Annotated in this window: 16 protein-coding genes and 2 pseudogenes; 1 reads left to right on the plus strand and 17 read right to left on the minus strand. The window is 35.6% G+C overall.

Annotated features, from left to right (window positions below; all coding sequences use genetic code 11):
- Positions 1–37: 37 nt before the first annotated feature.
- Entirely contained in the window at positions 38–2,851 is a 2,814-nt protein-coding gene (locus tag MKY00_RS18360) for a dynamin family protein (protein WP_141114903.1), read from the minus strand.
- Positions 2,852–3,404: 553 nt separating this feature from the next.
- Between MKY00_RS18360 and MKY00_RS18365 the strand changes: the two genes are divergently transcribed.
- On the plus strand, positions 3,405–3,590 hold the full coding sequence (locus MKY00_RS18365; RefSeq protein WP_000461128.1) for a hypothetical protein: 186 nt from the start codon (positions 3,405–3,407) through the stop codon (positions 3,588–3,590).
- 350 nt (positions 3,591–3,940) lie between these two features.
- On the opposite strand, the gene MKY00_RS18370 is transcribed toward MKY00_RS18365, so the two are convergent.
- From MKY00_RS18370 to pgsA, 16 genes and pseudogenes are all read right to left on the minus strand, one after another.
- Positions 3,941–4,927, minus strand: a complete 987-nt coding sequence (locus tag MKY00_RS18370; RefSeq protein WP_016718293.1) for a choloylglycine hydrolase family protein — start codon at positions 4,925–4,927, stop codon at positions 3,941–3,943.
- A gap of 265 nt (positions 4,928–5,192) precedes the next feature.
- A complete protein-coding gene (gene mutL, locus MKY00_RS18375) occupies positions 5,193–7,136 on the minus strand; it encodes a DNA mismatch repair endonuclease MutL (RefSeq protein ID WP_016718294.1) in 1,944 nt (647 codons plus the stop codon).
- Between the two features lie 8 nt (positions 7,137–7,144).
- Positions 7,145–9,823: a DNA mismatch repair protein MutS gene (gene mutS, locus MKY00_RS18380; RefSeq protein WP_000196017.1), complete on the minus strand. Its 2,679-nt coding sequence runs from the start codon at positions 9,821–9,823 to the stop codon at positions 7,145–7,147.
- A 181-nt stretch (positions 9,824–10,004) separates the two neighbouring features.
- Positions 10,005–10,547: an outer spore coat protein CotE gene (cotE, locus tag MKY00_RS18385; RefSeq protein ID WP_001288798.1), complete on the minus strand. Its 543-nt coding sequence runs from the start codon at positions 10,545–10,547 to the stop codon at positions 10,005–10,007.
- 125 nt (positions 10,548–10,672) lie between these two features.
- The gene (locus tag MKY00_RS18390) at positions 10,673–11,104 is read right to left on the minus strand and encodes a RicAFT regulatory complex protein RicA family protein (protein ID WP_000870462.1); all 432 of its coding nucleotides are present in this window, start codon (positions 11,102–11,104) and stop codon (positions 10,673–10,675) included.
- A 3-nt stretch (positions 11,105–11,107) separates the two neighbouring features.
- Positions 11,108–12,637, minus strand: a complete 1,530-nt coding sequence (gene miaB / locus MKY00_RS18395; protein WP_001005374.1) for a tRNA (N6-isopentenyl adenosine(37)-C2)-methylthiotransferase MiaB — start codon at positions 12,635–12,637, stop codon at positions 11,108–11,110.
- Between the two features lie 426 nt (positions 12,638–13,063).
- A complete protein-coding gene (locus MKY00_RS18400; protein ID WP_000190154.1) occupies positions 13,064–13,930 on the minus strand; it encodes a 2-oxoacid:ferredoxin oxidoreductase subunit beta in 867 nt (288 codons plus the stop codon).
- Positions 13,917–15,674: a 2-oxoacid:acceptor oxidoreductase subunit alpha gene (locus tag MKY00_RS18405; RefSeq protein ID WP_000625421.1), complete on the minus strand. Its 1,758-nt coding sequence runs from the start codon at positions 15,672–15,674 to the stop codon at positions 13,917–13,919. The genes MKY00_RS18400 and MKY00_RS18405 overlap by 14 nt, the downstream gene beginning before the upstream one ends.
- A 227-nt stretch (positions 15,675–15,901) precedes the next feature.
- Complete coding sequence (locus MKY00_RS18410; RefSeq protein ID WP_016718295.1) at positions 15,902–16,825, minus strand: dipeptidase; 924 nt, start codon at positions 16,823–16,825, stop codon at positions 15,902–15,904.
- A gap of 58 nt (positions 16,826–16,883) precedes the next feature.
- Positions 16,884–17,144 (minus strand): stage V sporulation protein SpoVS, encoded by a 261-nt coding sequence (spoVS, locus tag MKY00_RS18415; protein WP_000404341.1) that lies wholly within the window; start codon positions 17,142–17,144, stop codon positions 16,884–16,886.
- A gap of 148 nt (positions 17,145–17,292) precedes the next feature.
- Entirely contained in the window at positions 17,293–18,087 is a 795-nt protein-coding gene (locus MKY00_RS18420) for a TIGR00282 family metallophosphoesterase (RefSeq protein WP_001221095.1), read from the minus strand.
- A gap of 164 nt (positions 18,088–18,251) precedes the next feature.
- Positions 18,252–19,814, minus strand: coding sequence for a ribonuclease Y (gene rny / locus MKY00_RS18425; protein ID WP_000099774.1), 1,563 nt, complete (start codon positions 19,812–19,814; stop codon positions 18,252–18,254).
- A 485-nt stretch (positions 19,815–20,299) separates the two neighbouring features.
- Positions 20,300–20,722, minus strand: a pseudogene (locus MKY00_RS18430) (recombinase RecA); the annotation flags it as partial.
- Between the two features lie 327 nt (positions 20,723–21,049).
- Positions 21,050–21,658, minus strand: a pseudogene (recA, locus tag MKY00_RS18435) (recombinase RecA); the annotation flags it as partial.
- Positions 21,659–21,802: 144 nt separating this feature from the next.
- A complete protein-coding gene (gene cinA / locus MKY00_RS18440; RefSeq protein ID WP_000990722.1) occupies positions 21,803–23,041 on the minus strand; it encodes a competence/damage-inducible protein CinA in 1,239 nt (412 codons plus the stop codon).
- 21 nt (positions 23,042–23,062) lie between these two features.
- On the minus strand, positions 23,063–23,641 hold the full coding sequence (gene pgsA, locus MKY00_RS18445; RefSeq protein WP_016718296.1) for a CDP-diacylglycerol--glycerol-3-phosphate 3-phosphatidyltransferase: 579 nt from the start codon (positions 23,639–23,641) through the stop codon (positions 23,063–23,065).
- Between the last annotated feature and the right edge of the window lie 24 nt (positions 23,642–23,665).

Genomic DNA, 23,665 nt, shown 5'->3' on the forward strand with positions numbered 1-23,665 from the left:
TCCTATAATACATGATGCAGTTTCATATATTTCATTTTTATTCTACGCTTGTCTCTAAACTTACATCTGTATAAGCATGATCATCACCTATATGTAAAATCACTTCACATTGACGTAATCTCAATTCAAAGAGCATGATGGAATCATGATAAACTTCAGGGTTTGATTTCATTTTATGTAACATCTCTTGTTTTTCTTGTATTTCTAATTGTATATTCTCTACAGCTTGTTTCAAGGAGTTAAATGGATTCCTAAAGAATATATGAATATCTCGCTCTTGTGTGTTTTCGAATAGCTCAAATTGCAAGAAAAATTTCTTCATAATAGAATCAGTTACCTCGGTATAATCTTCATTTTCTACATACTGTTTGTATTTGTTATATAGCATAGTTTTGTTTTTCGGAAGAACTCCAAATAATTTACCGGCACTTTTCAATAAAAATTGTGCTGGCGTAAATCGACGTAAAATATTTACTTCATCCATTTGTATTCTAGTCGTCATTCTGTCAGTATCTCTGCGCCAGTCATCAAGCACTTTAAAGTCACATTCTAACTGTATTCGATTTTCTCCAAATAAAGAATTAAGTCCTTCACTAAGTTCTTCTAAGTACGATTGACTTTGAAGGAGCTCATTATGAGAAGTGGCAATCCAATTTTGCATAGAAAGAGCAAGATTAGGTAATACAGTTTGTTCTAAATATTTATGCACTCTTTCGTTCATTGCTTTATTTAGTTCTGTATCCATGTGACCGAAATCACTGTCTTCACTCATTAAATCAGAACAACTCTGTAATATCTTCGGTATATTTTCAGTAAGATCGTTCGTAATTTCCATTTTCATTGTACGATATGACTGTGTAATGAAATGAATTTTTTCCCTCTCAAATGCAGTAAGGTTATTCATGCTACCGTTTAGTTTCACTAGCATATCTTCATTCCAATTAATAGCATCCACTAGATTATTTTCTTTCTCAACTCGTTTATCCAAAAGATATGTAATTGTTTTTCGAATGAAAAATAATAGCTTTTCAGTACGTTCTGCATCGATATTTTTATGATTAAAGTTAAAATGAATAAACTCTGTTAATTCATTCAATTGTTGATTACTTGTATATAACGAAGAGTAAGGGAAAATCCTCGCATGCGGGAAATATGTGTTTATTCTCGTTGCCGTATCATGTAGTACTCTTTTTACTTCTGCTTCACTATAAATGTTATCGATTTTATTTAATAAGAAATGCACTTGTAAATTTGGTGTATGCTCTTGAATGTTTAATAGAATATCACGCTCTTTATCAGTAAAAGGTGAATCTGCATTCAATACAAACAATAATTCATCTACAGAATTTAGATATTCAAATACCTCATCCCTAGTGTCGTTATTCCTATTAAAGCCGGGTGTAACTACAAATGTAAGTTTATTTTCACTTAAAAATCTGCATGGTAATTTAAATTCGACACATGCTCTATCTCTATATGTTTGATGGTGCTGAGACATCATATTATGGTAATCAGAGATATCTTCCGTTGTTGTAATTGCAGCGTCTGTTATGGCGTTAATTTCTGTATGAGCATCATTTTTTAAAACTACTACATTTGAAATTGATTTTTCTACTATATTTTCTCCTAATATAGAGTTAATAAATGTAGTTTTTCCGTTCCCTGAAGTTCCCGTTACTAAAATACGATTTGTTCTTAAATCCGCAAGTTCGTCAACTAACCATCTAAATCGGTGACCTATTTCTATATTTTGCTTTTGTGCCCACTGTGTAATAGATTCAAAAAGATGTAGACTGTACTCTAAAGCATTCACATGATTCATAGAATATGACAGTAGGTTTTCCGCATGTTTTATATTTGATGAATCTATTTGGGTAGGAAAAATTTCATCCCATGCCAATACAGCTGCTGATGGAAATACAGCATACGATGGATTAACTACTTTCAACCAATTTGTTAAAAGATTGGGAATGATATCGTGTAATTGTCTAAGCGTATATTTCCCTTGAATTAATGCAAAGTATGTTTCTTCGTAAAGAGAAGAAATTTTGTCCCATATATCGGAAGACTCTATTTCAATATGTAAGAAAAATTCATTTATTGTGTTAAGCCACAATAAGTAATTTTGTTCATTTTTATAACTGTTCCAAAGTGATGAAACCATTTGCGTAAATTGTACTTGATCTACATTATTTAATGTAACTAATGCATCATAAAAATAATCTGGTGAAATATGTTTAGTAAATCCTTTATCGATATATCCTTTTAACACCTCAAACCACGGATAAAATTCTGTTCGAATCAACTCATTCACAGCAAGCTCTACTGCACTATCAAAATCTTGTTGTTCCTCATAAAAGGAACGGGCAATTTTTGTAACATTCGGATAGTCTGGATTTAAAGAAACTGCTTCTTTAATAACAGCGAAAGCTGAATCAAAATTATTTTGCTCTATGTAAAGAGAAAGTAATTGTAATCTAATTTCAGTCATCAATATTTTATTATCAGTAGTAATGGAAGTGTATACATTTTCAGCAATTGATAATTGATTCAGTTCGAAATACGCATCCGCAATATTTTTTTGTGCCCACGGTGCTAATTCATTACTAACCTTCTCCCATTTAAAAATAGCTGCTTCAAAATCTTGATGGCGATAATAAAATTCACCTTGTGCAAAACGAATATAAGATCCATCAGAAACCTCATTTTTTTCTTCGTTTACATAAGCTTCTCCAAGTACGTCAAGAGGTGATTTTGTTACATTCTCCATTAGAAATGTTTCATAATACATCTTTTTTATTAATTGTTTTTCTATTCTCATCTTTTCCCCCACTATATCTTGAAAATACATTTTTAAGATATGTCAACACTTTATTTATGTATGCTTTTTATCTTAACAAAGAATATCTTTTGGAAAATTTCATTTTCCTTTCATTTTTCAAGTTAGATTGAATTTTTATGAGAAAAGTTTCAGTTTTTTTTCAATTCCCTTTCAGTTATGAAACAGCATTAAATGTTCCTAATAACATAATAACACTATAATATTCCGCATTATATTATCAGGAAAAACCTATATGAATCATATTATAAAAACAATTTATAACGAATATATATGCAAAATTCACTTCACCTAACATAAAAGAGTTCATCACATAGTGCTTGTTAGATAGACATATATACTAAGTCTCTTCAGAATTTCACATACACCATGATAATTTAAACAACAACAACAATAGCGAGCAGCTATTCATACAATATCTTTCTCGAATTGTTTTCCTTTAGAACACTTCAGTAGTTACGTAATTAAATTCCATTAACCTATATAAATAACTAGTCCAAAAAAAATCTATATGCATATCATGTTATAGTAAAGAATTCAGGAAATCCTAAAAGGAGGCTTTTTCATGTTTGAAGATAAATCTAAAATCAACTACCCATATGAATTTACAGAAACTACAACAATCCCTCTAAAGAATCCTATCAATAAAAATTTCAAAAACGGCTCTGGTACACATACTTTCCCAATTAAAAAACACTATAAGGAACAGGTGCTATATACGGAAAAAATTAATAATAATAAAAACAAATAACCTTATAGACCCTTATAGCAATGAATCAAATAATAACCTATATTAGGCCTTGTATAGTTAATAAATCTTTCTTATACAACTCATGTACTTTTAAAAAGTGCTGATATACAGCGCTTTTTTATACATAGATAATGGAAGAACAAAAAAGGTATGGATATTTTCCGCACCTTTTTTGTCCTTTACTATTTATAAATAAAGCCTACCAGCAAAATTTTACTTGTTGAAGTCATCGGAGAAAGGAGTAGATTTATGATGAATCACAAAGTTAAAGAAGCACCCATGAATTATATAGGCCATTATTGTTCTATTATATATATTTAAAAATTTACTAAACGTTGTTTCAAAGCAACTTAGTTTTCATAAAATATTTTTTGTTTCCGTTGGAACGGATAGGCTTTAATCTCATCTGTATCTAAATTTTCATGAAATAAATGAATGGCTATAATTTGTCTACAATCGTAAGTATGATAATAATATGTTCCGGACTCCATACACATTACACTTGTATATATGGTATTATCTAGTGCACCTTCTTCTGTTATTACTCCACCTTTAGGAACCTCGCAATTTGATAAGATATGAAAAAGAGCTGATACTCCCTCTTCTTCACTATCTATACCTTGAATGTTTTGTTTGCCATATGCTGCCCGCACAAATCTTGATGGTGGAGTGAAATCCCCTGGAAGTCCCATTGAGCCCGATCCCTGACCAAAAGCACTTAATGGTAAATTACTCCACTCTGTTGGCGCGAATGGCTGCGATTTAAGACCTATGTATTGTCTTAAATTTTGCAAATGCCAATTAAACTCCGGACTATTCGTCATCACTCCTAGTGGGTTGTCATACATTTTTAATCCTTCATTTGTCGGCTCCAGTACAGTACAATCTCCCCATTTATCTGCCAAAATCCAATGTAGTGGTGGCGTAAGTCCTAAATCCGGTAACGGTATGTCCAAAAAGGTAAGGCTATCTACAGATTTCTTTAACTCTTTGACAGAATTGAATTGTGTCAGACTCCAAGTCACAAAATCAAATGGAGCTAAATTCGTTTTGTTGTCATCTATGCTTTGACTATAAGTAGCGAATCCTGGAAAATAGAGTGTTGCACATGTCATACCTGCTTCATTTACTCCGTCCGCCATAATGATCCTTCCTTGATGATTAATTCCCATTCCGACCGCAGCATGTTTCGTATTAATGATTTCACCAGTTATATTATTCCACTGGTAATGCCGAGGAATGATTATTACTTCTTGATTCATATCTAATGTGAAGTCCATCGTTCTTGCAAAAAGATGCTGATCGTTTTTTGTCTGTAATGTCAAACTAGTACACATAGATAACACCCCATTTTATGATTTTATCTATACTTTACATAATTCTGATAAATCTGTAAAATAAAAACCTCTTTCCTTACAAACAAATTGAGAACGCACATATAAAGTATACATACGTTGAGGTTATCTCTAGTTTATAAATTTTTAAAATATAGTTGCAAAAGAATTATATGAAAAAGGAGCGAATTGTTACTATCGCTCCTTTTTATTTCTTTCTATATTTTATTAAAATAACCAGAGACCATTTTCTCTATGAACAGTATCCCTACATAACCCTCTTAAACATCTTTTCCAATTCATAAGTAGAATGATGCACAAGAATTGGTCTGCCGTGCGGGCATGTGTATGGGTTTGTTGTTGTACGAAGTTCTTCCAGTAAAGCAAATATTTGATCGTTCGTTAAATATTGATTTGCTTTAATTGAAGCTTTACAGCTCATCATGATGGCTGCTTCTTCACGTAGTTTTTTTATATCAACTTTTTTTAGTTTAACGACTTGTTCCATCATTTCATCGATAATTTCTGTTTCTTGTCCTTTCGGGAACCACGTTGGATGTGAGCGGACGATAAAGGATTGATGACCGAATTGCTCCAAAAATAGTCCAACTTTTTTTAGTTCTTCTAGTTGCTCTTCAACACGTAAAAATTCGGTAAGAGATAAATCGATACGGTATGGTACGAGTAGTTCTTGTACTTCTTGTGCTACTCGTCCTACTTTATCACGGTAGTATTCATAATTAATACGTTCCTGCGCGGCATGCTGGTCAATCATATATAAGCCTTTATCATTTTGAGCGAAAATATATGTTCCATGCATTTGTCCAATTGGATAAAGTGGCGGCAAATCATTACCGTTCATTTCAATCTCTTCTATTTCCTGAACTTCTTCTTCTAATTCCTCTAATTCAAAGTCTTCATCGTTACTGTCCCATGATTTCTCTTCTCGAATCGGTTCTTCCATTATCGGTTTAGTAGATGGTTGCCAACTTTGCTCTTCTCTTACGAGCGACTGTGGTGGTTGCCATTCTTGCTTCGGCGGTTGCCACAGTTGTGCTGGCTGCTTCACTGCCAGCGGTTCTTCTTGTTTTTCATCCATGCCTGTCGGTAAAATAATTTCCGGCATAGATGGCTCCTTCGGCTTCGCATGCTCAAACTTGAACTGTTCTTGCACACTTTCATCTTTTTCTTTTTTCTTCGTTGTCACACCCGCATCTGGAATGAGCTGTATTTTTTTGAATGCTGCTTGCAATGTTTCTTCGATAAGCTTTAGCAATTCTTGTTCTTTACTAAAACGAACTTCTAATTTCGCAGGATGTACGTTAACGTCAACTAGCATTGGATCCATTTCAATCGATAAGAAGCCGATTGGATATCGTCCGACTGGCAATAATGTATGGTATCCTTGCTGAATAGCTTTCATTAATACGAAATTTCGAACGTAACGACCATTTACAATCGTTGACATATAATTTCGAGATGCTCTCGTTACTTCTGGTAATGTTACATAGCCTTTAATTGTGAAATCTAAAGATTCCGCTTCAATTGGAACAAGCTTCTTTGCAACTTGAATGCTATAAATCGATGCAAGTACTTGTCTTACATCACCATTTCCTGATGTATGAAGCAATTTCTTTTCATTATGAAATAGCTTTAACGATACTTCTGGGTGTGACATTGCAATACGATATACGATATCTGTAATATTCCCAAGCTCTGTATGAATAGTTTTCATATATTTAAGACGCGCTGGTGTATTAAAGAATAAGTTTTGTACTGTAATATCTGTTCCTTTTCGGCTCGCTGTTTTCTCCTGCTTTATAATGTCTCCACCTTTAATAATAAGGTGCGTACCAGGTGCATCACCTGTGCTAGTGATTAATTCTAATTCACTAACTGAGGCAATACTCGGCAATGCCTCACCTCGGAAACCGAGTGTTCTTATGCGAAACAGATCGTTTTCATCTTTAATTTTGCTCGTCGCATGTCGTTCAAAAGCGACAATACAATCTTCTTCTGCAATACCATCACCGTTATCAATGATACGAATTTTCGATAACCCAGCTTCTTCTAAGTGGATTTCAATAGATGTACTATTCGCATCGATAGAATTTTCCACAAGTTCTTTTACAACTGAGGCCGGACGCTCTACTACTTCCCCTGCCGCAATTAAGTTTGAGAGTTGGTCATCGAGTTTGCGAATTTTCCCCATCTACTTACTCATCCTTTCTTTAACTTTTTCTGTAAGCGATACAGTTCATTCATCGCTTCTAAAGGTGTCATATCAAGTAAATCAATTTTTTTAATTTGCGCAAGTACTGCCGTTTCTTTTGTATCTAGAACTGGCTTGTCTTGTTTTTTCGGGGACTGTTCTCCACCAAAGAATGATAGTTGTGATTCTTCTTCATTCTCTACCTTTGTTTCTTCTATTTCTACTGGCGCTTCTTTTACAACTACAGGTTCTGGAATTACTTCTTGCTCTTGCATTTTCACTTCTACACGCTTTGGAATAATAATTTCTTCTTGTCCTTCTAATTGCGCTAACACTTCTTTCGCACGAGCAATTAAGCTATCTGGAAGCTCCGCAAGTTGCGCAACGTGAATTCCGTAACTTTTATCTGCTGCCCCGTCTTGAATTTTATGAAGGAATACTACTTTTCCGTTCTCTTCAATAGCTGAAACGTGTACATTCTTCAGTTGATCCAAACTTTCTTCTAGCACTGTCAATTCATGATAATGTGTAGAGAATAACGTTTTTGCACCAATTTGGTCGTGAATATGTTCAATGATCGCTTGTGCAAGTGCCATACCATCATACGTAGATGTACCGCGTCCAATTTCATCAAATAAAATTAAACTTCTTTCTGATGCGTTTGCAATTGCATTTTTCGCTTCTAACATTTCGACCATAAATGTACTTTGACCTGAAATTAAATCATCTGCTGCGCCAATTCTCGTAAAGATTTGGTCAAATACAGGTAATACTGCTTCTGTTGCTGGTACGAAACAACCGATTTGCGACATAACCGTTACAAGTGCTAATTGTCTCATATACGTACTTTTACCAGACATGTTCGGTCCTGTAATTAAAAATACATCCATATTCTCTGGCATAATACAATCATTCGGTACATACAATTTCCCGTTCAATACTTTTTCTACGACAGGATGACGACCATCTTTAATGAAAATTTCGCGCTTCGTTGTTAGTACAGGTTTTACAAACTGTTCCTCTTCACTCACTGTCGCAAAACTTTGCAGTACGTCTAATTCACTAATCACTTTCGCTAAATGCTGTAATTTCGGAATAAATACTTTTACTTCTTCACGAAGCGCTGTAAATAAATCGTATTCTAGTTGTACAATTTTTTCTTCAGCTTCTAAAATTAATGTTTCTTTTTCTTTTAGTTCATCTGTAATGAAACGTTCCGCATTAGCAAGCGTTTGTTTACGCTCATAACGGCCTTCTGGTAATGCTCCAAGGTTCGCTTTCGTTACTTCAATGTAGTAACCGAAAATACGGTTGTATCCGATTTTTAACGATTTAATTCCTGTAATATCACGCTCTCGTTTTTCAAGCTCAGCAATCCACGTTTTTCCGTTTTTACTCACGTAACGATATTGATCAAGCTTGTCATTATAACCATCTTTAATAATATCTCCATCTTTAATAGAAAGCGGTGGATTTTCTTGAATACTTCTTCCTAGTAATTCTGTTAAGCTCTCGCATGGATCTGCACCTTGAATTAATCTCGCTGCATACGCGTTATCTAACAAACTAATCGCTTCTAAAATAGCTGGTACTTGCAGTAAAGATCGTCTTAACTGTAATAAGTCCCTTGCATTTACATTACCGAATGCCACTTTCCCTGCTAAACGTTCTAAATCATATACTTCTTTTAACTTTTCTTTTAAATCTTCACGCAAGAAGTAATCATTTACAAACGTTTCAACCATTTCTAAACGCTCTTCAATTCGTTCTTTCTGTATAAGTGGACGTTCCATCCACTGTTTTAACATACGACCACCCATAGCAGTCTTCGTCTTATCTAATAGCCATAATAATGATCCTGTTTTTTCTTTCGTTCGAAGTGTTTCTGTCAGCTCTAAATTTCGCTTTGAATGCACATCAATCTTCATAAATTGATTCGTATAATAAATTTCCACAGGCTGCAAATGATCTAATGAACGTTTTTGCGTTCTTATTACATAGTTAAATAAGCGCCCAACTGCTTTAATTAACTTTGCTTGTGAAACATTTTTCACAAGATGTTCTAGCCCTTCAGGAATTGCCGTTGCATCTTCATATGAAATCGTCATTTTTAACGTTTCAGTTAACTTGTTTAGTTCATCTTTAGAAAAGGAAGAATCTACAACAATTTCTTTCGAACCAGTTGCATACACTTCTAATAAAATATCTTCTACTGAACCAGTCAATAACGTTACTGTATTTTGCCCAGTCGTTAAATCGTTACAAGCTAACGCATATGATCCATCTTCAAAATGTGTTAATGCGGCTAAAAAGTTATTTTCTTTCTCATCAATCGTACGCCCTTCCATCATCGTTCCTGGCGTAATTAATTGTACGACTTCACGGCGCACTACACCTTTAGCTGTTTTTGGGTCTTCTACTTGCTCACAAACCGCTACTTTATATCCTTTTTCAACAAGTTGTTCAATATAGTTTTTAGCCGCATGATACGGTACACCGCACATCGGTATACGTTCACTACTACCACCGTCTCGGCTCGTTAATGTAATTTCAAGTTCGTGGGCTGCTTTAACCGCATCCTCAAAGAACATTTCATAAAAATCACCTAAGCGGAAAAATAAAAAGGCATCTTGATAGTCTGCCTTAACTTTTAAATATTGCTGTATCATAGGCGTATATTGCGTCATACTTATCCTCCATAATTCTTACATAATAATCTATATTCATATATGTCACATTTCACGGACACTCTTATCTCCTAATTCAGGAGTCTTTCTTCATTATAGCACATTTCATTAGCAATCATGTTCATCTAAGCACCACTTATGTAAAGTAAAAAGCTAGGAAGAACTTCTCCCTAGCTTTCTATTACTCTTCTTCTGCATCAACGATAAAGTTCGGATCTAACTCTTCAAACTCATCATCTTCAATTTGGAAAGCATCATCTGATTCTACACAACCTTCAGGGTTTACACTTACACAAATTTTCGTTTCGCCAACTACTTCTGTTACAAATTCACGTTCTACCGTTACAACAATTTTATTACCATTTGGTGATACAAGAGCTTCTAAACAATTTGGTGGCTGAATGACACGAGCAATAATTTCTAAATCATCACCAGAAAAGTTTTTATCACGATATCCAATGCTTACTTCATCTGTGTAGTTTACACGTTCTGTTACAACTTCTGTCTTTGTATTGCCATCGAATGAATACCAAGTGTTCACATCGTAGAAACCTTCAATTTCCACATGTTTTCCATTCTTTCTTGCTTCGTACGAGTGGTTAATTACCCAGCACCCTAAAATACTTGTTGGCTCATTATTCGATTCACATGTATGCGTTGACTTTGTATACTTACGTCCTTTTCCAACCACTGCTTTTGTAATAATCTCTCTAAATTCGGACATTCGTAACCCTCCTCAATCACTATTCACTTAATCATATGCGTGACAATAGCGGAATGTGTCATTCTTTTTTTGAGAAGAACTTACGTTTAATTCACTAAAAAAAGAGATGTCAATTCGACATCTCTTTAACAACCACAATTTCCTTTTTTACTTTCTACCGCTGCGCCCGTTTCACCCTTCAATACATCGCCATTAGTTGAAATTAATATTTCATCTGTTACGTTGTTAGAAATCGTACTTGCAACTAGCTGTAGTAAGTCATTTACATATGTTTGTGAAGATTTAAATTCTTGTACAACTGGGATACTATCTAACTTATCTTGCAGGGCATCAATTTCAGCTTCTACTTTTTTCAAAGCTTCCCATTTCCCGTAATGTTGCAAGTTTACTGCTTGTTTTTGCAGTGCTTTAATTTCATCAATTGCGCGCTTCACATTTTCATTTTTATGAATTTGCGCCTCTGCTTTCTTAAAGAAATCAACTTCTTCTGTTTCAGAAATCATTTTTGCTAATTCTTTCGCTTGCTCAACAATTTCATCTTTCGAATATACTTTCATCTATTATTCCACCTCAATCGGCTCTTCAACTAATTCTCCGTTAAGAGACCAAGTTTTTGCATCCGTTACTTTTACTTTCACAAGCTGACCAATTAAAGACTTTGGAGCAACGAAATTTACAAGTTTATTCGTACGAGTATAACCTGCAAGTACTTCTGGATTATTTTTACTTTCCCCATCAACTAACACTTCTACAATTTGACCTTTATAACGATTATTCTTTTCAATTGCCAATTTATTTACTAATGCATTTAAGCGTTGCAGACGTTCTTTCTTTACTTCCATCGGTACATTGTCTTTCATTTTTGCAGCTGGTGTACCTTCACGCGGAGAATAAATAAAGGTAAAGGCAGTATCAAACCCTACTTCACGATATAACGACATCGTTTCTTCAAATTGCTCATCTGTTTCATTCGGGAAACCGACGATAATATCAGTTGTTAATACCGCATTTGGAATTGCTTCTTTAATTTTTCTTACAAGCTCTAAATAATGCTCACGTGAATATTTACGCGCCATAATTTTTAACATTTCTGTGCTTCCAGATTGAACTGGTAAGTGAATATGTTCTACTAAGTTGCCACCTTTTCCAAGCACTTCAATTAAGTGATCATCGAAATCGCGTGGATGGCTCGTTGTAAAACGAATACGGGCAATATCAACTTTACGGAGTTCGTCCATTAAATCGCCAAGACCGTATTCTATATCTTCAAAGTCTTTACCATATGCATTTACGTTCTGTCCAAGTAACGTAATTTCTTTATAACCATTCGCAGCTAAATGACGAATCTCTTGGATAATGTCTTCTGGACGTCTGCTTCGCTCTTTTCCGCGTGTATACGGTACGATACAATATGTACAGAACTTATCACAGCCATACATAATATTTACCCAAGCTTTAATATCACCACGACGTACTTTCGGAAGATTTTCAATTACGTCTCCTTCTTTGGACCAAACTTCAACTACCGTCTCCTTCGAGAACATTGCATCTTTTAGAATGTACGGTAATCTATGAATATTATGCGTTCCAAACACCATATCTACATGCTGATTTTTTTGCATAATTTTATTTACAACTGATTCCTCTTGGGACATACAACCACATACACCAATTAAAAGATCCGGATTTCTTCGTTTTAGTGCCTTTAAATGCCCTAGTTCACCGAACACTTTATTTTCAGCATTTTCACGAATAGCACAAGTATTTAATAATACTACATCTGCTTCTTCAGTTGAAAAGGTTGGTTCATATCCAAGTGCAGTGAAAATACCTGCCATTACTTCTGTATCATGCTCATTCATTTGACAACCATATGTACGAATATAGAACTTTCTTCCTGTACCGAAATTGCGAAACTCTTCAGGTAAGCCAAAATCCCGTTCAATTTTAACTTCTTCTTTCCCTCGTTTTTTCGCCTCTTTTAAGGAAGGTGGTTGGTATACACTTTCAAAGTATTTACTATAATCTTTCTCTTCTTTTTTCTTAGAGGAATTTGCTTGTTGACTTGCTAATCGTTGTTGCTCGTTCATCGGTAATCTCCTTTCACCCTTAACTATACACACTTTATAGTCCATTTTAATGCACTTAGACCCACCTCAAAAATGGTTAGATAGCTTAAGAGATAACTTGTCCTTTGAAACTTGAGTAACCAATCTAATCATCTATAAGAATGAAGTCTTCCCCACACAAATAGACATTCCCTTTTTATATTTCTTTTTGTCCTACTAAAAAGCATATTGCTTTATCCCTATAAACATTACCATAGTATGAAGCGTTTCGCCAATTTTAACAAAAAATTGGCGCTGTCTTATCTTACATTTTATTAGCAATGAACTTGCCATTTCCATACAACGATTTACATATTATTGTACCATTCTGAATTTTCTAAGTAAATAAGACTACCTTATTTTCACTCATAAAAAAAGGTTGCCAAATGGCAACCTCCTCTTCTTATATTACATAAATTCAGCAACAAGTTCATCAAACATTTTCTGATCCATATTTAAATCAGATTGCACTAAAGGCTTCTCACTATATCCTTTTACTAGTTCTTGGTATGAAGGTTGCGCTGTATTTTGATAAATTAAACCAGTTACCAATCCATTATTTTCCATTAATGTTTGCATAGCCATCATGCGATTAGACGGATCATATCCCTCTACTGTACTTAGTTTTGTTAAATTCTCTTTAAACCAATCGTAAGTATTTACTTTATTGTAAGTAACACATGGGCTAAACACGTTAATTAATGAAAATCCTTTATGATTAATACCAGCTTCAATAATTTGTGTTAATTCTTTTAAATCACTTGAAAAGCTTTGCGCCACAAATGTCGCACCAGCTGTTAAAGCCATTTCCATAACATTTAGTGACGGTTCGATTGAACCTTGTGGTGTACTTTTCGTTTTGAATCCAGCTTCACTACGTGGTGAAGTTTGCCCTTTTGTTAATCCGTAAATTTGGTTATCCATTACGATGTACGTAATATCAATGTTACGACGAATAGAATGGATCGTATGTCCCATACCAATCGCAAATCCATCACCGTCACCACCTGATGCGATAACTGTTAAATCACGGTTTGCCATTTTCACACCTTGCGCAATTGGAAGGGCACGACCATGAATACTATGCACACCATATGAATTAATATATCCTGAAATACGACCTGAACAGCCGATACCAGAAATAACAGCAAGTTCATCTGGATTTAGGCCAACGTTAGCTGCCGCACGTTGAATTGCAGCTTGCACTGAGAAGTCTCCGCAACCTGGGCACCAGTTTGGTTTTACACTGTTACGAAAGTCCTTAAATGTTGCCATTTAATACAACCCCTTTTTTGCATTCGTTGTAAATCTCTTTCGGTAAGAATGGGTTTCCATCATATTTTAAAAGACTAGAAATTTTCTCACCGTTACCAAGATTCATTTTCATAATGTTAGCAAGTTGACCTGTTGCATTGTTTTCTACCACTACAACACGCTTCGCATTTTTCACAAGTGGATCGATTTCAGCTGTTGGGAACGGATGAATTAAACGCACATGAGCATGGTTTACTTTCATACCCTCTTGTTCTAAGCGCTCCATTGCTTCTTCGATCGCACCACGAGTTGAGTTAAATCCAACAAGCAATACGTCTGCTTCTTCATGCTTAACATTTTTATAAACAGGGGTATTAAACTTCAAGTTCTCCATTTTACGGAAACGTTTGTCCATTTGATCTTTACGGTTTATAGCTGATTCAGATGGTTTACCCGTTTCATCATGTTCTACACCTGTAACATGGTGAACACCATTTTTCATACCAGGTAAAACACGTGGTGAAACGCCATCTTCTGTTACTTCATAACGCTTGAAGTATGCTTTATTTTCACGTTCTGGTAATTCCGCTTCTAAATCAAGCTTACCGCGACGAATTTCCACTTTATCTAACTTAAGTGGTTCTACTGTCTGTTTCCCTAAAGAAAGCTGTAAATCTGTTAAGAAAATAACAGGTACTTGATATTCTTCAGATAAGTTAAACGCTTCTACAATATCATAGAAAGCTTCTTCCACTGTACTTGGCGCCATTACGATTTTTGGAATTTCACCGTGCGTACCGTAAATCATTGCCATTAAATCAGACTGCTCTTGTTTCGTTGGTAATCCTGTACTTGGGCCACCGCGTTGTGTATCAACAATTACTAATGGCGTTTCTGTAATACCTGCTAAACCGATTGCTTCCATCATTAAGGATAGACCTGGACCAGCAGATGCAGTTAATGTACGAACACCAGCATAGTTTGCACCGATTGCCATTGTACAAGCTGCGATTTCATCCTCAGTTTGGATTACTGTTCCGCCGACTTTTGGCAATTTTTTAATTAAGTATTCCATAATTTCTGATGCAGGTGTAATTGGATATGCAGACATAAAGCGAGCACCACCAGCTACTGCACCAAATGCAATTGCATCGTTCCCAATCATAAACATGCGTTTCTGACCATCAGCTTTTTCAAGCTGCATCATGTTTACTTTTTCACCTAGTAACTCTTTCATATATTGAGAGCCGCGCTTAATTGCGTCCATGTTCTTTTGAACGACTTGCTCTCCTTTACGACCAAAGATCTCTTCAACAACATCTAAATAAGCTGTTTCATCTAATCCTAATACCGCACTTGATGCTCCAACAGCAACCATGTTTTTCATTAATGATGTGCCTAATTCTGAAGCAATATCTGTAAACGGTATCACATATAGATTTACATCTGTATTGTCAGGTATTGTCGGATTAAATTTCGCATCTGCAACTACAATCCCACCTGGACGTAATTCGTGGAAGTTAAAATCAATTGTTTCTTGATCAAAAGCAATTAAAATATCTAAATCATCTGAGATCGCGCGTACTTCTGTTGTACTTACACGAATTTTATTATTTGTATGGCCGCCTTTTATACGTGATGAGAAGTGGCGGTAACCGTATAGGTAATATCCTAATCGGTTTAATGCAATACAGAAGATTTCTCCTGTACTTTCAATTCCTTCACCTTGTTGGCCTCCAACTTTCCATGAAAGTTGACTAATCATCTCCTACACCCCTTTTGGCTGCATTCATTGTAGTGTATTTTTTTACAGTAATAGTTTAGCATTTTTTATGCAAATAAACTACAATGGACGCAAATTATGCCTCTTCTGATTTCCCTGAATCTTTAGTATAAAGCTATTTTGTTTTTCATTCTAGTATTAGGTCTTAAAAAAAGCAATAATATCAAATGAATTAATTCTAATTTTTCTGGATTTTTAAAACAAAAATTTTAAAAGCTTATACGTTCAACAAAATTATCATATAAAAATCGCTCTACAGTAGATGCAGCATAGTGTTTACAAAGCTCGTTAATTACATTTTCATAATCTCCATACGCTGATACATCTACAACCGTTTCTAATATCCCATCAAAATCCGAACCAAATCCTATATTGTTCTCTCCCCCCAACGAACAAATATATTCGATATGTCTTATTATATCTGTTATATTCGCTTGTTTTTCACTTGTTAGGAACTGTGGTACAAAAGTAACACCAATCACGCTATTTCGCTTTATAAGAACTTTAAGTTGTTCATCATTTAAATTACGTGGATGCTGACAAAGTTTCCTACAATTTGAGTGGGAGGCAATTGGATTTCTTGCAATTTCAATCACATCCCAAAAACTCCTTTCATTCAAATGAGAAACATCAGTCCATACATGTAATGTATTAAATTCTTGTACAACATGTTTACCAAAAGTCGTTAAACCCGCCCCACGCGTCTCTAGCGCACCATCAGCTAATAAATTGGCATAATTCCATGTTAGTCCAAAAGAACGTACTCCTAGGCGATAAAACAACCGTAATTTCATTTCATCTTTTCCAAGTGCTTCGCATCCTTCTAGTGTTAATATTGCTCCAATCTCGTCCTGTTTTAACATGTTCATATCATCTTTTGTCCGAATAAACTTTACACCCGGTAGTGATAAAATTTCATTATAAAAAATATCTACCATTTGTAATGCCACTTCAAATCTTTTTTCATACGCCACTGTTTCTGGAACATATATAGCAAAACATTGTATACTTCCTTTTCTTCTCTTTAACTGTTCAAACGTAATATGTAATTGCGAATCATGTTTAAAATCCTTTTTCCCCTTCGCATTCCATAACTGAAAGAGTACATCACAATGGGCATCAAATATTTTCATTTCCATTCCTCCATTATAAAAACAACCTGTTTGCATACCGCAAACAGGTTGTTTAAACTTAACGAGGTTCTACAATTAATTTTATTGCTGTACGCTCTTCCCCATCAATCATAATATCCGTAAACGCTGGGATACAAATCAGGTCCAAACCACTAGGCGCTACAAATCCTCTTGCAATTGCTACTGCCTTTACCGCTTGGTTCAATGCACCTGCACCAATGGCTTGAATTTCTGCTGTTCCGCGTTCGCGAATAACACCTGCAAGTGCACCAGCTACAGAATTAGGGACCGACGTTGCTTTAACTTTTAATATTTCCATTCCGCGTTTCCTCCTCGTTTCTATAAAAAGTATTAGCAATTATTTCACTTTAACTTATATTCACGAGGAATGACACGTATTCCTGCTAAATTTCTGTAATTTTTCTAAAAAATTAAAAAATAATAACTTATCTAAATTTTAATGGAAATTACTCAAAAAATGGCTGATCATCATTAATTAAGATACGCTCAATTTTCTTAGCTTTTCCTGTATTAGGATCCACATCAATTAGCACTGCACTTAATTGTGTTCTACCATTTGTCACTTCAAATCGTACTGGTAAGTTTGTTAAAAACTTCTTCAATACTGCTTCTCGGTCCATACCTAAAATTCCATCGTACGGCCCTGTCATACCAACATCTGTGATATATGCCGTTCCGCTTGGTAAAATGCGATTATCTGCTGTAGGAACATGCGTATGTGTACCTACTACCGCTGTAGCACGACCATCTACATACCAACCTAACGCTTGTTTTTCGCTTGTAGTTTCCGCATGGAAATCAACAAAAATAATATTCGTACGTTTTTTCGCAATGTTAATTAATTCATCCACTTTACGGAATGGACAATCAATTGGAGGAAGGAACGTACGTCCTTGTAAGTTAATAACTGCAACTTCTGTTCCATTACAGTTCACAAAAATAAGCCCTTTTCCTGGAGTTCCTTCTGGGAAGTTAGCTGGTCTCGCAAGATATTTTGCATCATCAATAAATTCAAATACTTCACGGTTATCCCAAGCGTGATTTCCAAGTGTAACCGCTTGTGCTCCGCATTCTAAAAAGTTTCGATATATTTTTTCCGTAATTCCACGTCCACCTGCTGCATTTTCTCCATTAATAATGGTTACTGTAGGTGTATATTTCTTCTTTAATGCCGGTACGTATTGTTGAATCATACCTCTACCAGGAGATCCTACTACATCCCCAACAAATAATATTCTCATATGTCTTACCCTTCCTATGTACTACATTTTTTATTACTATAGCTTCAAGTAATTATCTTACAATATATTTATTATAAGTTTGTTTCACTTGTATGCTAGGTATAACTAATTTCCTTTATTTTAACCAATTCCAACACAAAAAAATAAAGTGGTGTTTCACCACTTTATTTTGCGTATTCCACTGCACGTGTTTCACGAATAACAGTTACTTTAATATGCCCTGGGTAATCCAGTTCATTTTCAATGCGTTTTCGAATATCACGAGCTAAACGATGAGCTTCTAAATCATCAATTGTATCTGGTTTTACCAGAATACGAACTTCTCGTCCTGCTTGAATTGCGAAAGATTTTTCTACGCCTTCATAAGACTCTGAAATCTCTTCTAACTTTTCAAGACGACGAATATAGTTCTCAAGTGTTTCACTACGAGCTCCAGGTCTTGCAGCTGATAATGCATCTGCTGCTGCAACTAAAACTGCAATGATAGAAGTTGGTTCTGTGTCTCCGTGGTGAGATGCAATACTGTTTATAACTACAGGATGCTCTTTATATTTCGTTGCGAGTTCAACACCAATTTCAACGTGGCTACCTTCTACTTCATGGTCAATCGCTTTACCGATATCATGTAATAGACCAGCACGTCTTGCTAGTTTTTCATCCTCACCAAGCTCTGCTGCCATAAGTCCAGTTAAATATGCCACTTCCATAGAGTGTTTTAAGACGTTTTGCCCGTAACTTGTACGGTATTTTAAACGACCTAAAATCTTAATTAAATCTGGATGTAATCCGTGAACACCCACTTCAAATGTTGTTTGCTCTCCGACTTCGCGAATATACTCGTCCACTTCACGTCTTGATTTTTCGACCATCTCTTCAATACGCGCTGGGTGAATACGTCCGTCCTGTACTAGTTTATCAAGAGCGATACGAGCTGTTTCACGACGAATTGGGTCGAATCCAGATAGGATAACCGCTTCTGGTGTATCATCGATAATTAGGTCAATACCTGTTAACGTTTCTAACGTACGAATATTTCGACCTTCACGTCCGATAATACGTCCCTTCATTTCGTCATTTGGAAGATTTACAACCGAAACGGTTGTTTCAGCAACATGATCAGCTGCACATCTCTGCATTGCAAGAGATAAAATCTCTTTTGCTTTTTTATCCGCTTCTTCTTTCGCACGAACTTCACTTTCTTTTACCATTACGGCAATTTCATGAGAAACTTCACTTTCTACTTTACCAAGAATAATTGCTTTCGCTTGTTCGCGTGTCAGATTGGAAATGCGCTCTAATTCTGTTTGTTGCTTTTGAACTAACTCTCCCACTTTGCTTTCCAACTCTTCAATCTGTTGTTGTCTCGCTACAAGAGAATCCTCTTTCTTTTCTAACTGTTGCTCGCGTTTATCGAGCGTTTCGTCTTTACGATCAAGGTTCTCTTCTTTTTGCATTAAACGATTTTCTTGTTTTTGTAATTCGCTTCTACGGTCACGAATTTCTAATTCAGCTTCTGTACGAAGTGTATGAATTTCATCCTTTGCTTCTAAAAGCGCTTCTTTCTTAAGTGCTTCAGCCTCACGATTCGCTTCGTCTAGAATACGTTTCGCTTCATTGGCTGCACCATTAATCTTCGCTTCAGCAATAGACTTTCGAACAAAAAAGCCAACAACTGCACCGACTGTTGCAAGCAAAATGGAGATGAGTATCCAAACTGTACTACTCATGATTTCACCTCCCCTTGCTATGAATGAAAAAAGACTGTCGGCATGTACATTGAATACCAACATACAGCAAAGACCGTCGTCCCGCTTTTTTAAGGGACTTTCTTCATTTCACAATTAAAATGTCATATTATTATTTCGGCAAGATTTAAGTCTTACTCCGAATATTACTTCTCTTCTTGAGAAGAGTGTTTCGTATATAAGAAAAAATATACATTCTCATTGTATCTATCGCAATTTTCATTGTCAAGCGTTGTCTACTTTTACTTTCTTTACCTTCAGCTCTAATTTATATAGGAATTTAAAAAGCAGAGAGCATATTATCCTGGAAAACCTTAGTAAATTCCAGTTTATTCATGTAAAACACGCATATATCCCTCTGTACACATAATGTTTTAGATGGATTAAATATTTTATCTCCAACAATATACAACGCTTTCATAATGATACAAAAATAAAAGACACGAAGCCGTGTCTTTTATCCCACTTTAATCAAGAAGACTTGGATCTTCCATATCTTCAGCACCTGAATCTTCGCTAATTCCGTGATGCTCACGAATAAAGAAGGCAATTTCTTCTCTTAAATCCGTATTTTCTTTTAAGAACTGCTTCGAATTTTCACGACCTTGTCCTAAGCGTTCTTCATTATAAGAGTACCAAGCACCACTCTTTTGAACGATATCAAGTTCAGAAGCCATATCTAAGATTTCACCTTCTCTTGAAATACCTTCTCCGTACATAATATCAACTTCCGCAACACGGAATGGTGGTGCCACTTTATTTTTAACTACTTTTACTTTTGTTTTATTACCAACAATGTCGTTACCTTGTTTTAATTGCTCCGCACGACGTACTTCAAGACGAACAGTTGAATAGAATTTCAACGCACGACCACCTGGAGTTGTTTCTGGCACTATCTATAGATTTTCCATCTCTATAGTCCGGACTATCTCTTCATCTCTTTACAGAGAGCCTTGCACTTCCAGCAGTAGCCTATCATCTGCCGTACCCTACTCAGTTAACTAAAAGTCCTTTTCGGTAGTCTCTACACCTTCCCCATATCACTATGGAGCTTGGCACGGTATTACCCTAAATAATGGTGGGCTTCACCGTTAGCAACTATATGAATAGTTACACCCTTAGGCAATAAGGTTCACAAGGTTTTTTAACATGCTATCACTAGCAAGGGAAACCCATGGTAAACTCCTTAATCTTTACGATTAAGCAACTTGTAGTTGATTTCCGAACATAACCCCAACTTTTTCACGAATTTGGTTAATAAAGATTGCGATTGTTTTTGATTTATTGATTGCACCTGAAAGTTTACGAAGTGCTTGAGACATTAGACGAGCTTGTAAACCTACGTGTGAGTCACCCATGTCTCCTTCAATCTCAGCTTTTGGTACAAGAGCTGCTACAGAGTCAATTACGATAATATCAACCGCACCACTTCGTACAAGTGCCTCTGCGATTTCTAAACCTTGCTCCCCTGTATCAGGTTGTGATAATAGTAATTCATCGATGTTAACACCTAATTTTTGTGCATATACAGGATCCATTGCATGCTCAGCATCGATGAACGCCGCTTGTCCACCTTGGCGCTGTACTTCTGCAATTGCATGTAATGAAACTGTTGTTTTACCTGAACTTTCAGGTCCGTAAATTTCGATAATACGGCCACGTGGGTATCCGCCTACTCCTAGTGCCACATCTAGTGCTAAAGAACCACTAGAAACCGTAGAAACTTTACGCTCTGCTTGTTCTCCTAATTTCATAATTGAACCTTTACCGAATTGCTTCTCTATTTGTTTTAACGCCATATCTAACGCTGCTTGACGATCACTCATTCAAAATTCCTCCTTAACTGAATTGCTAATCTTATTATACCTATTTTCAATTCAATTTGCCAACAAAAATCGAACATTTATTCGATTTTTTTATTTTCCATTAAATATAACCGCATTTAACCATTAAAAAAAGCTAAAAGAGACTTATATCTCTTCTAGCTTTTTATACAAATGATAAAATCCATATTTTGCTGAGCGTTCCCTAATTTGTTGACGACTTCCGCTTAAATTTAGAGGAAAGACTACAGTTGGTTCATCTTTAATCGCCAATCCAACAAATACAGTTCCCGGCTCTTTATGTTCTGAAGCATCTGGTCCTGCTACCCCAGTGAAACTAATTCCGATATCCGCTTTTAATAATTCTTTAACATTTTCAGCAAGATAACGAGCACATTCTTTACTAACTGCACCGTCAGTAGACAACACTTCCTCAGGTACATGTAATACATGTTGCTTCACATCATTATGATAACAAATGACACCGCCTTTAAATACGGAAGATACACCAGCACTTTCTGTTACTTGATTACCGAAGAGACCACCTGTTAAACTTTCCGCACACGCTAAAGTTAATCCTTTTTTCTTCAATAACTCTATCGCCTTATAATGCAGAAACTCTTGGTCATACCCGTAGAAAAACTCTCCTACTCTTTCTAAAATCAAATCTTCCACATGCTGAATGAGTTTCTCTGCTTCATCAACATTTTGATGTTTAGCAGTTAAACGTAATGTCACTTCTCCATCATTGGCAAGCGGGGCAATTGTCGGATTCGTTTGTCCATCAATTAAATCTTGAACTTTCACCTCTAATTGAGATTCTCCAATTCCGAAGAAGCGAAGCACGCGAGAATAAATGTTTTCTCCTGTTGTAAAGTTACGTAAAAAAGGCTCTACATAACTTACATACATTGGCTTCATCTCTTTCGGTGGTCCTGGTAATAAAATATAAACTTTTCCGTTCTTATTTAACCCCATACCAGGTGCCATACCGTGATCATTTGCAAATACATTTGCCCCATTCAAAACGAGTGCCTGCTTTTTATTATTTTCAGTGAACTCACGACCTGTACGCTTAAAATAATCGCTTATTAATGCTAATGCATTTTCGTCATATACAAGCTCTTCCCCTAAGCTAGACGCAATTGTTTCCTTCGTCAAATCATCTTTTGTCGGGCCTAATCCACCTGTAAAAATAAGCATGTCCGCACGCTCTTCTGCAACTTCAATCGCCTGCTGTAATCGTTTGTTATTATCTCCAACTACAGTATGGTAGTACACATTAATGCCAATTGAAGCTAACTTTTCAGATAAAAACTGGGCGTTTGTATTTGCAATTTGTCCAAGTAATAATTCTGTTCCAACCGCAATAATTTCAGCGTTCATCCCAATTCCCCCCATAAACTTCTATTTTGAGTTTACAAAAGCAGCTCTATTTTTCCAGAAATAATCCCATCCTGAAATAACAGTAAAAATTAATGCAATCCATATAAAAATATCAGCAACTGGAATATGGATTAAATTTAAAGGCACATCGTGTAATAAATATGCCGCAATCGCGATGATTTGTGTCCACGTCTTAATTTTCCCTAGTTGATTTGCCGCAACTACTTCCCCTGTTCCAGCAAGTACAAGACGTAAACCAGTTACCGCAAACTCACGGCTTATAATGACAATAACGATCCAAGCAGGTACGTATTGCATCTCAACTAACGTGATAAGTGCCGCTGAAACAAGTAATTTATCAGCTAACGGGTCAAGGAACTTCCCTAAATTCGTTACAAGATTATACTTTCTTGCGTAATGTCCATCAATCCAATCTGTAGCCGAAGCAACAATAAAGATAAGCGCTCCTACTAAATGTTGAATTGGTAAATTAACATCACCAATTGTGTATGAACCCCAATCAAAGGGCGCTAACATAATTACCATAAAAATTGGAATTAAGCAGATTCTAGATATTGTAATTTTATTTGGTAAATTCACAGCTATTCCTCCATCATATCAAAA

The sequence above is a fragment of the Bacillus sp. FSL R9-9834 genome (assembly GCF_038006905.1).
Lineage (GTDB): Bacteria > Bacillota > Bacilli > Bacillales > Bacillaceae_G > Bacillus_A > Bacillus_A pacificus.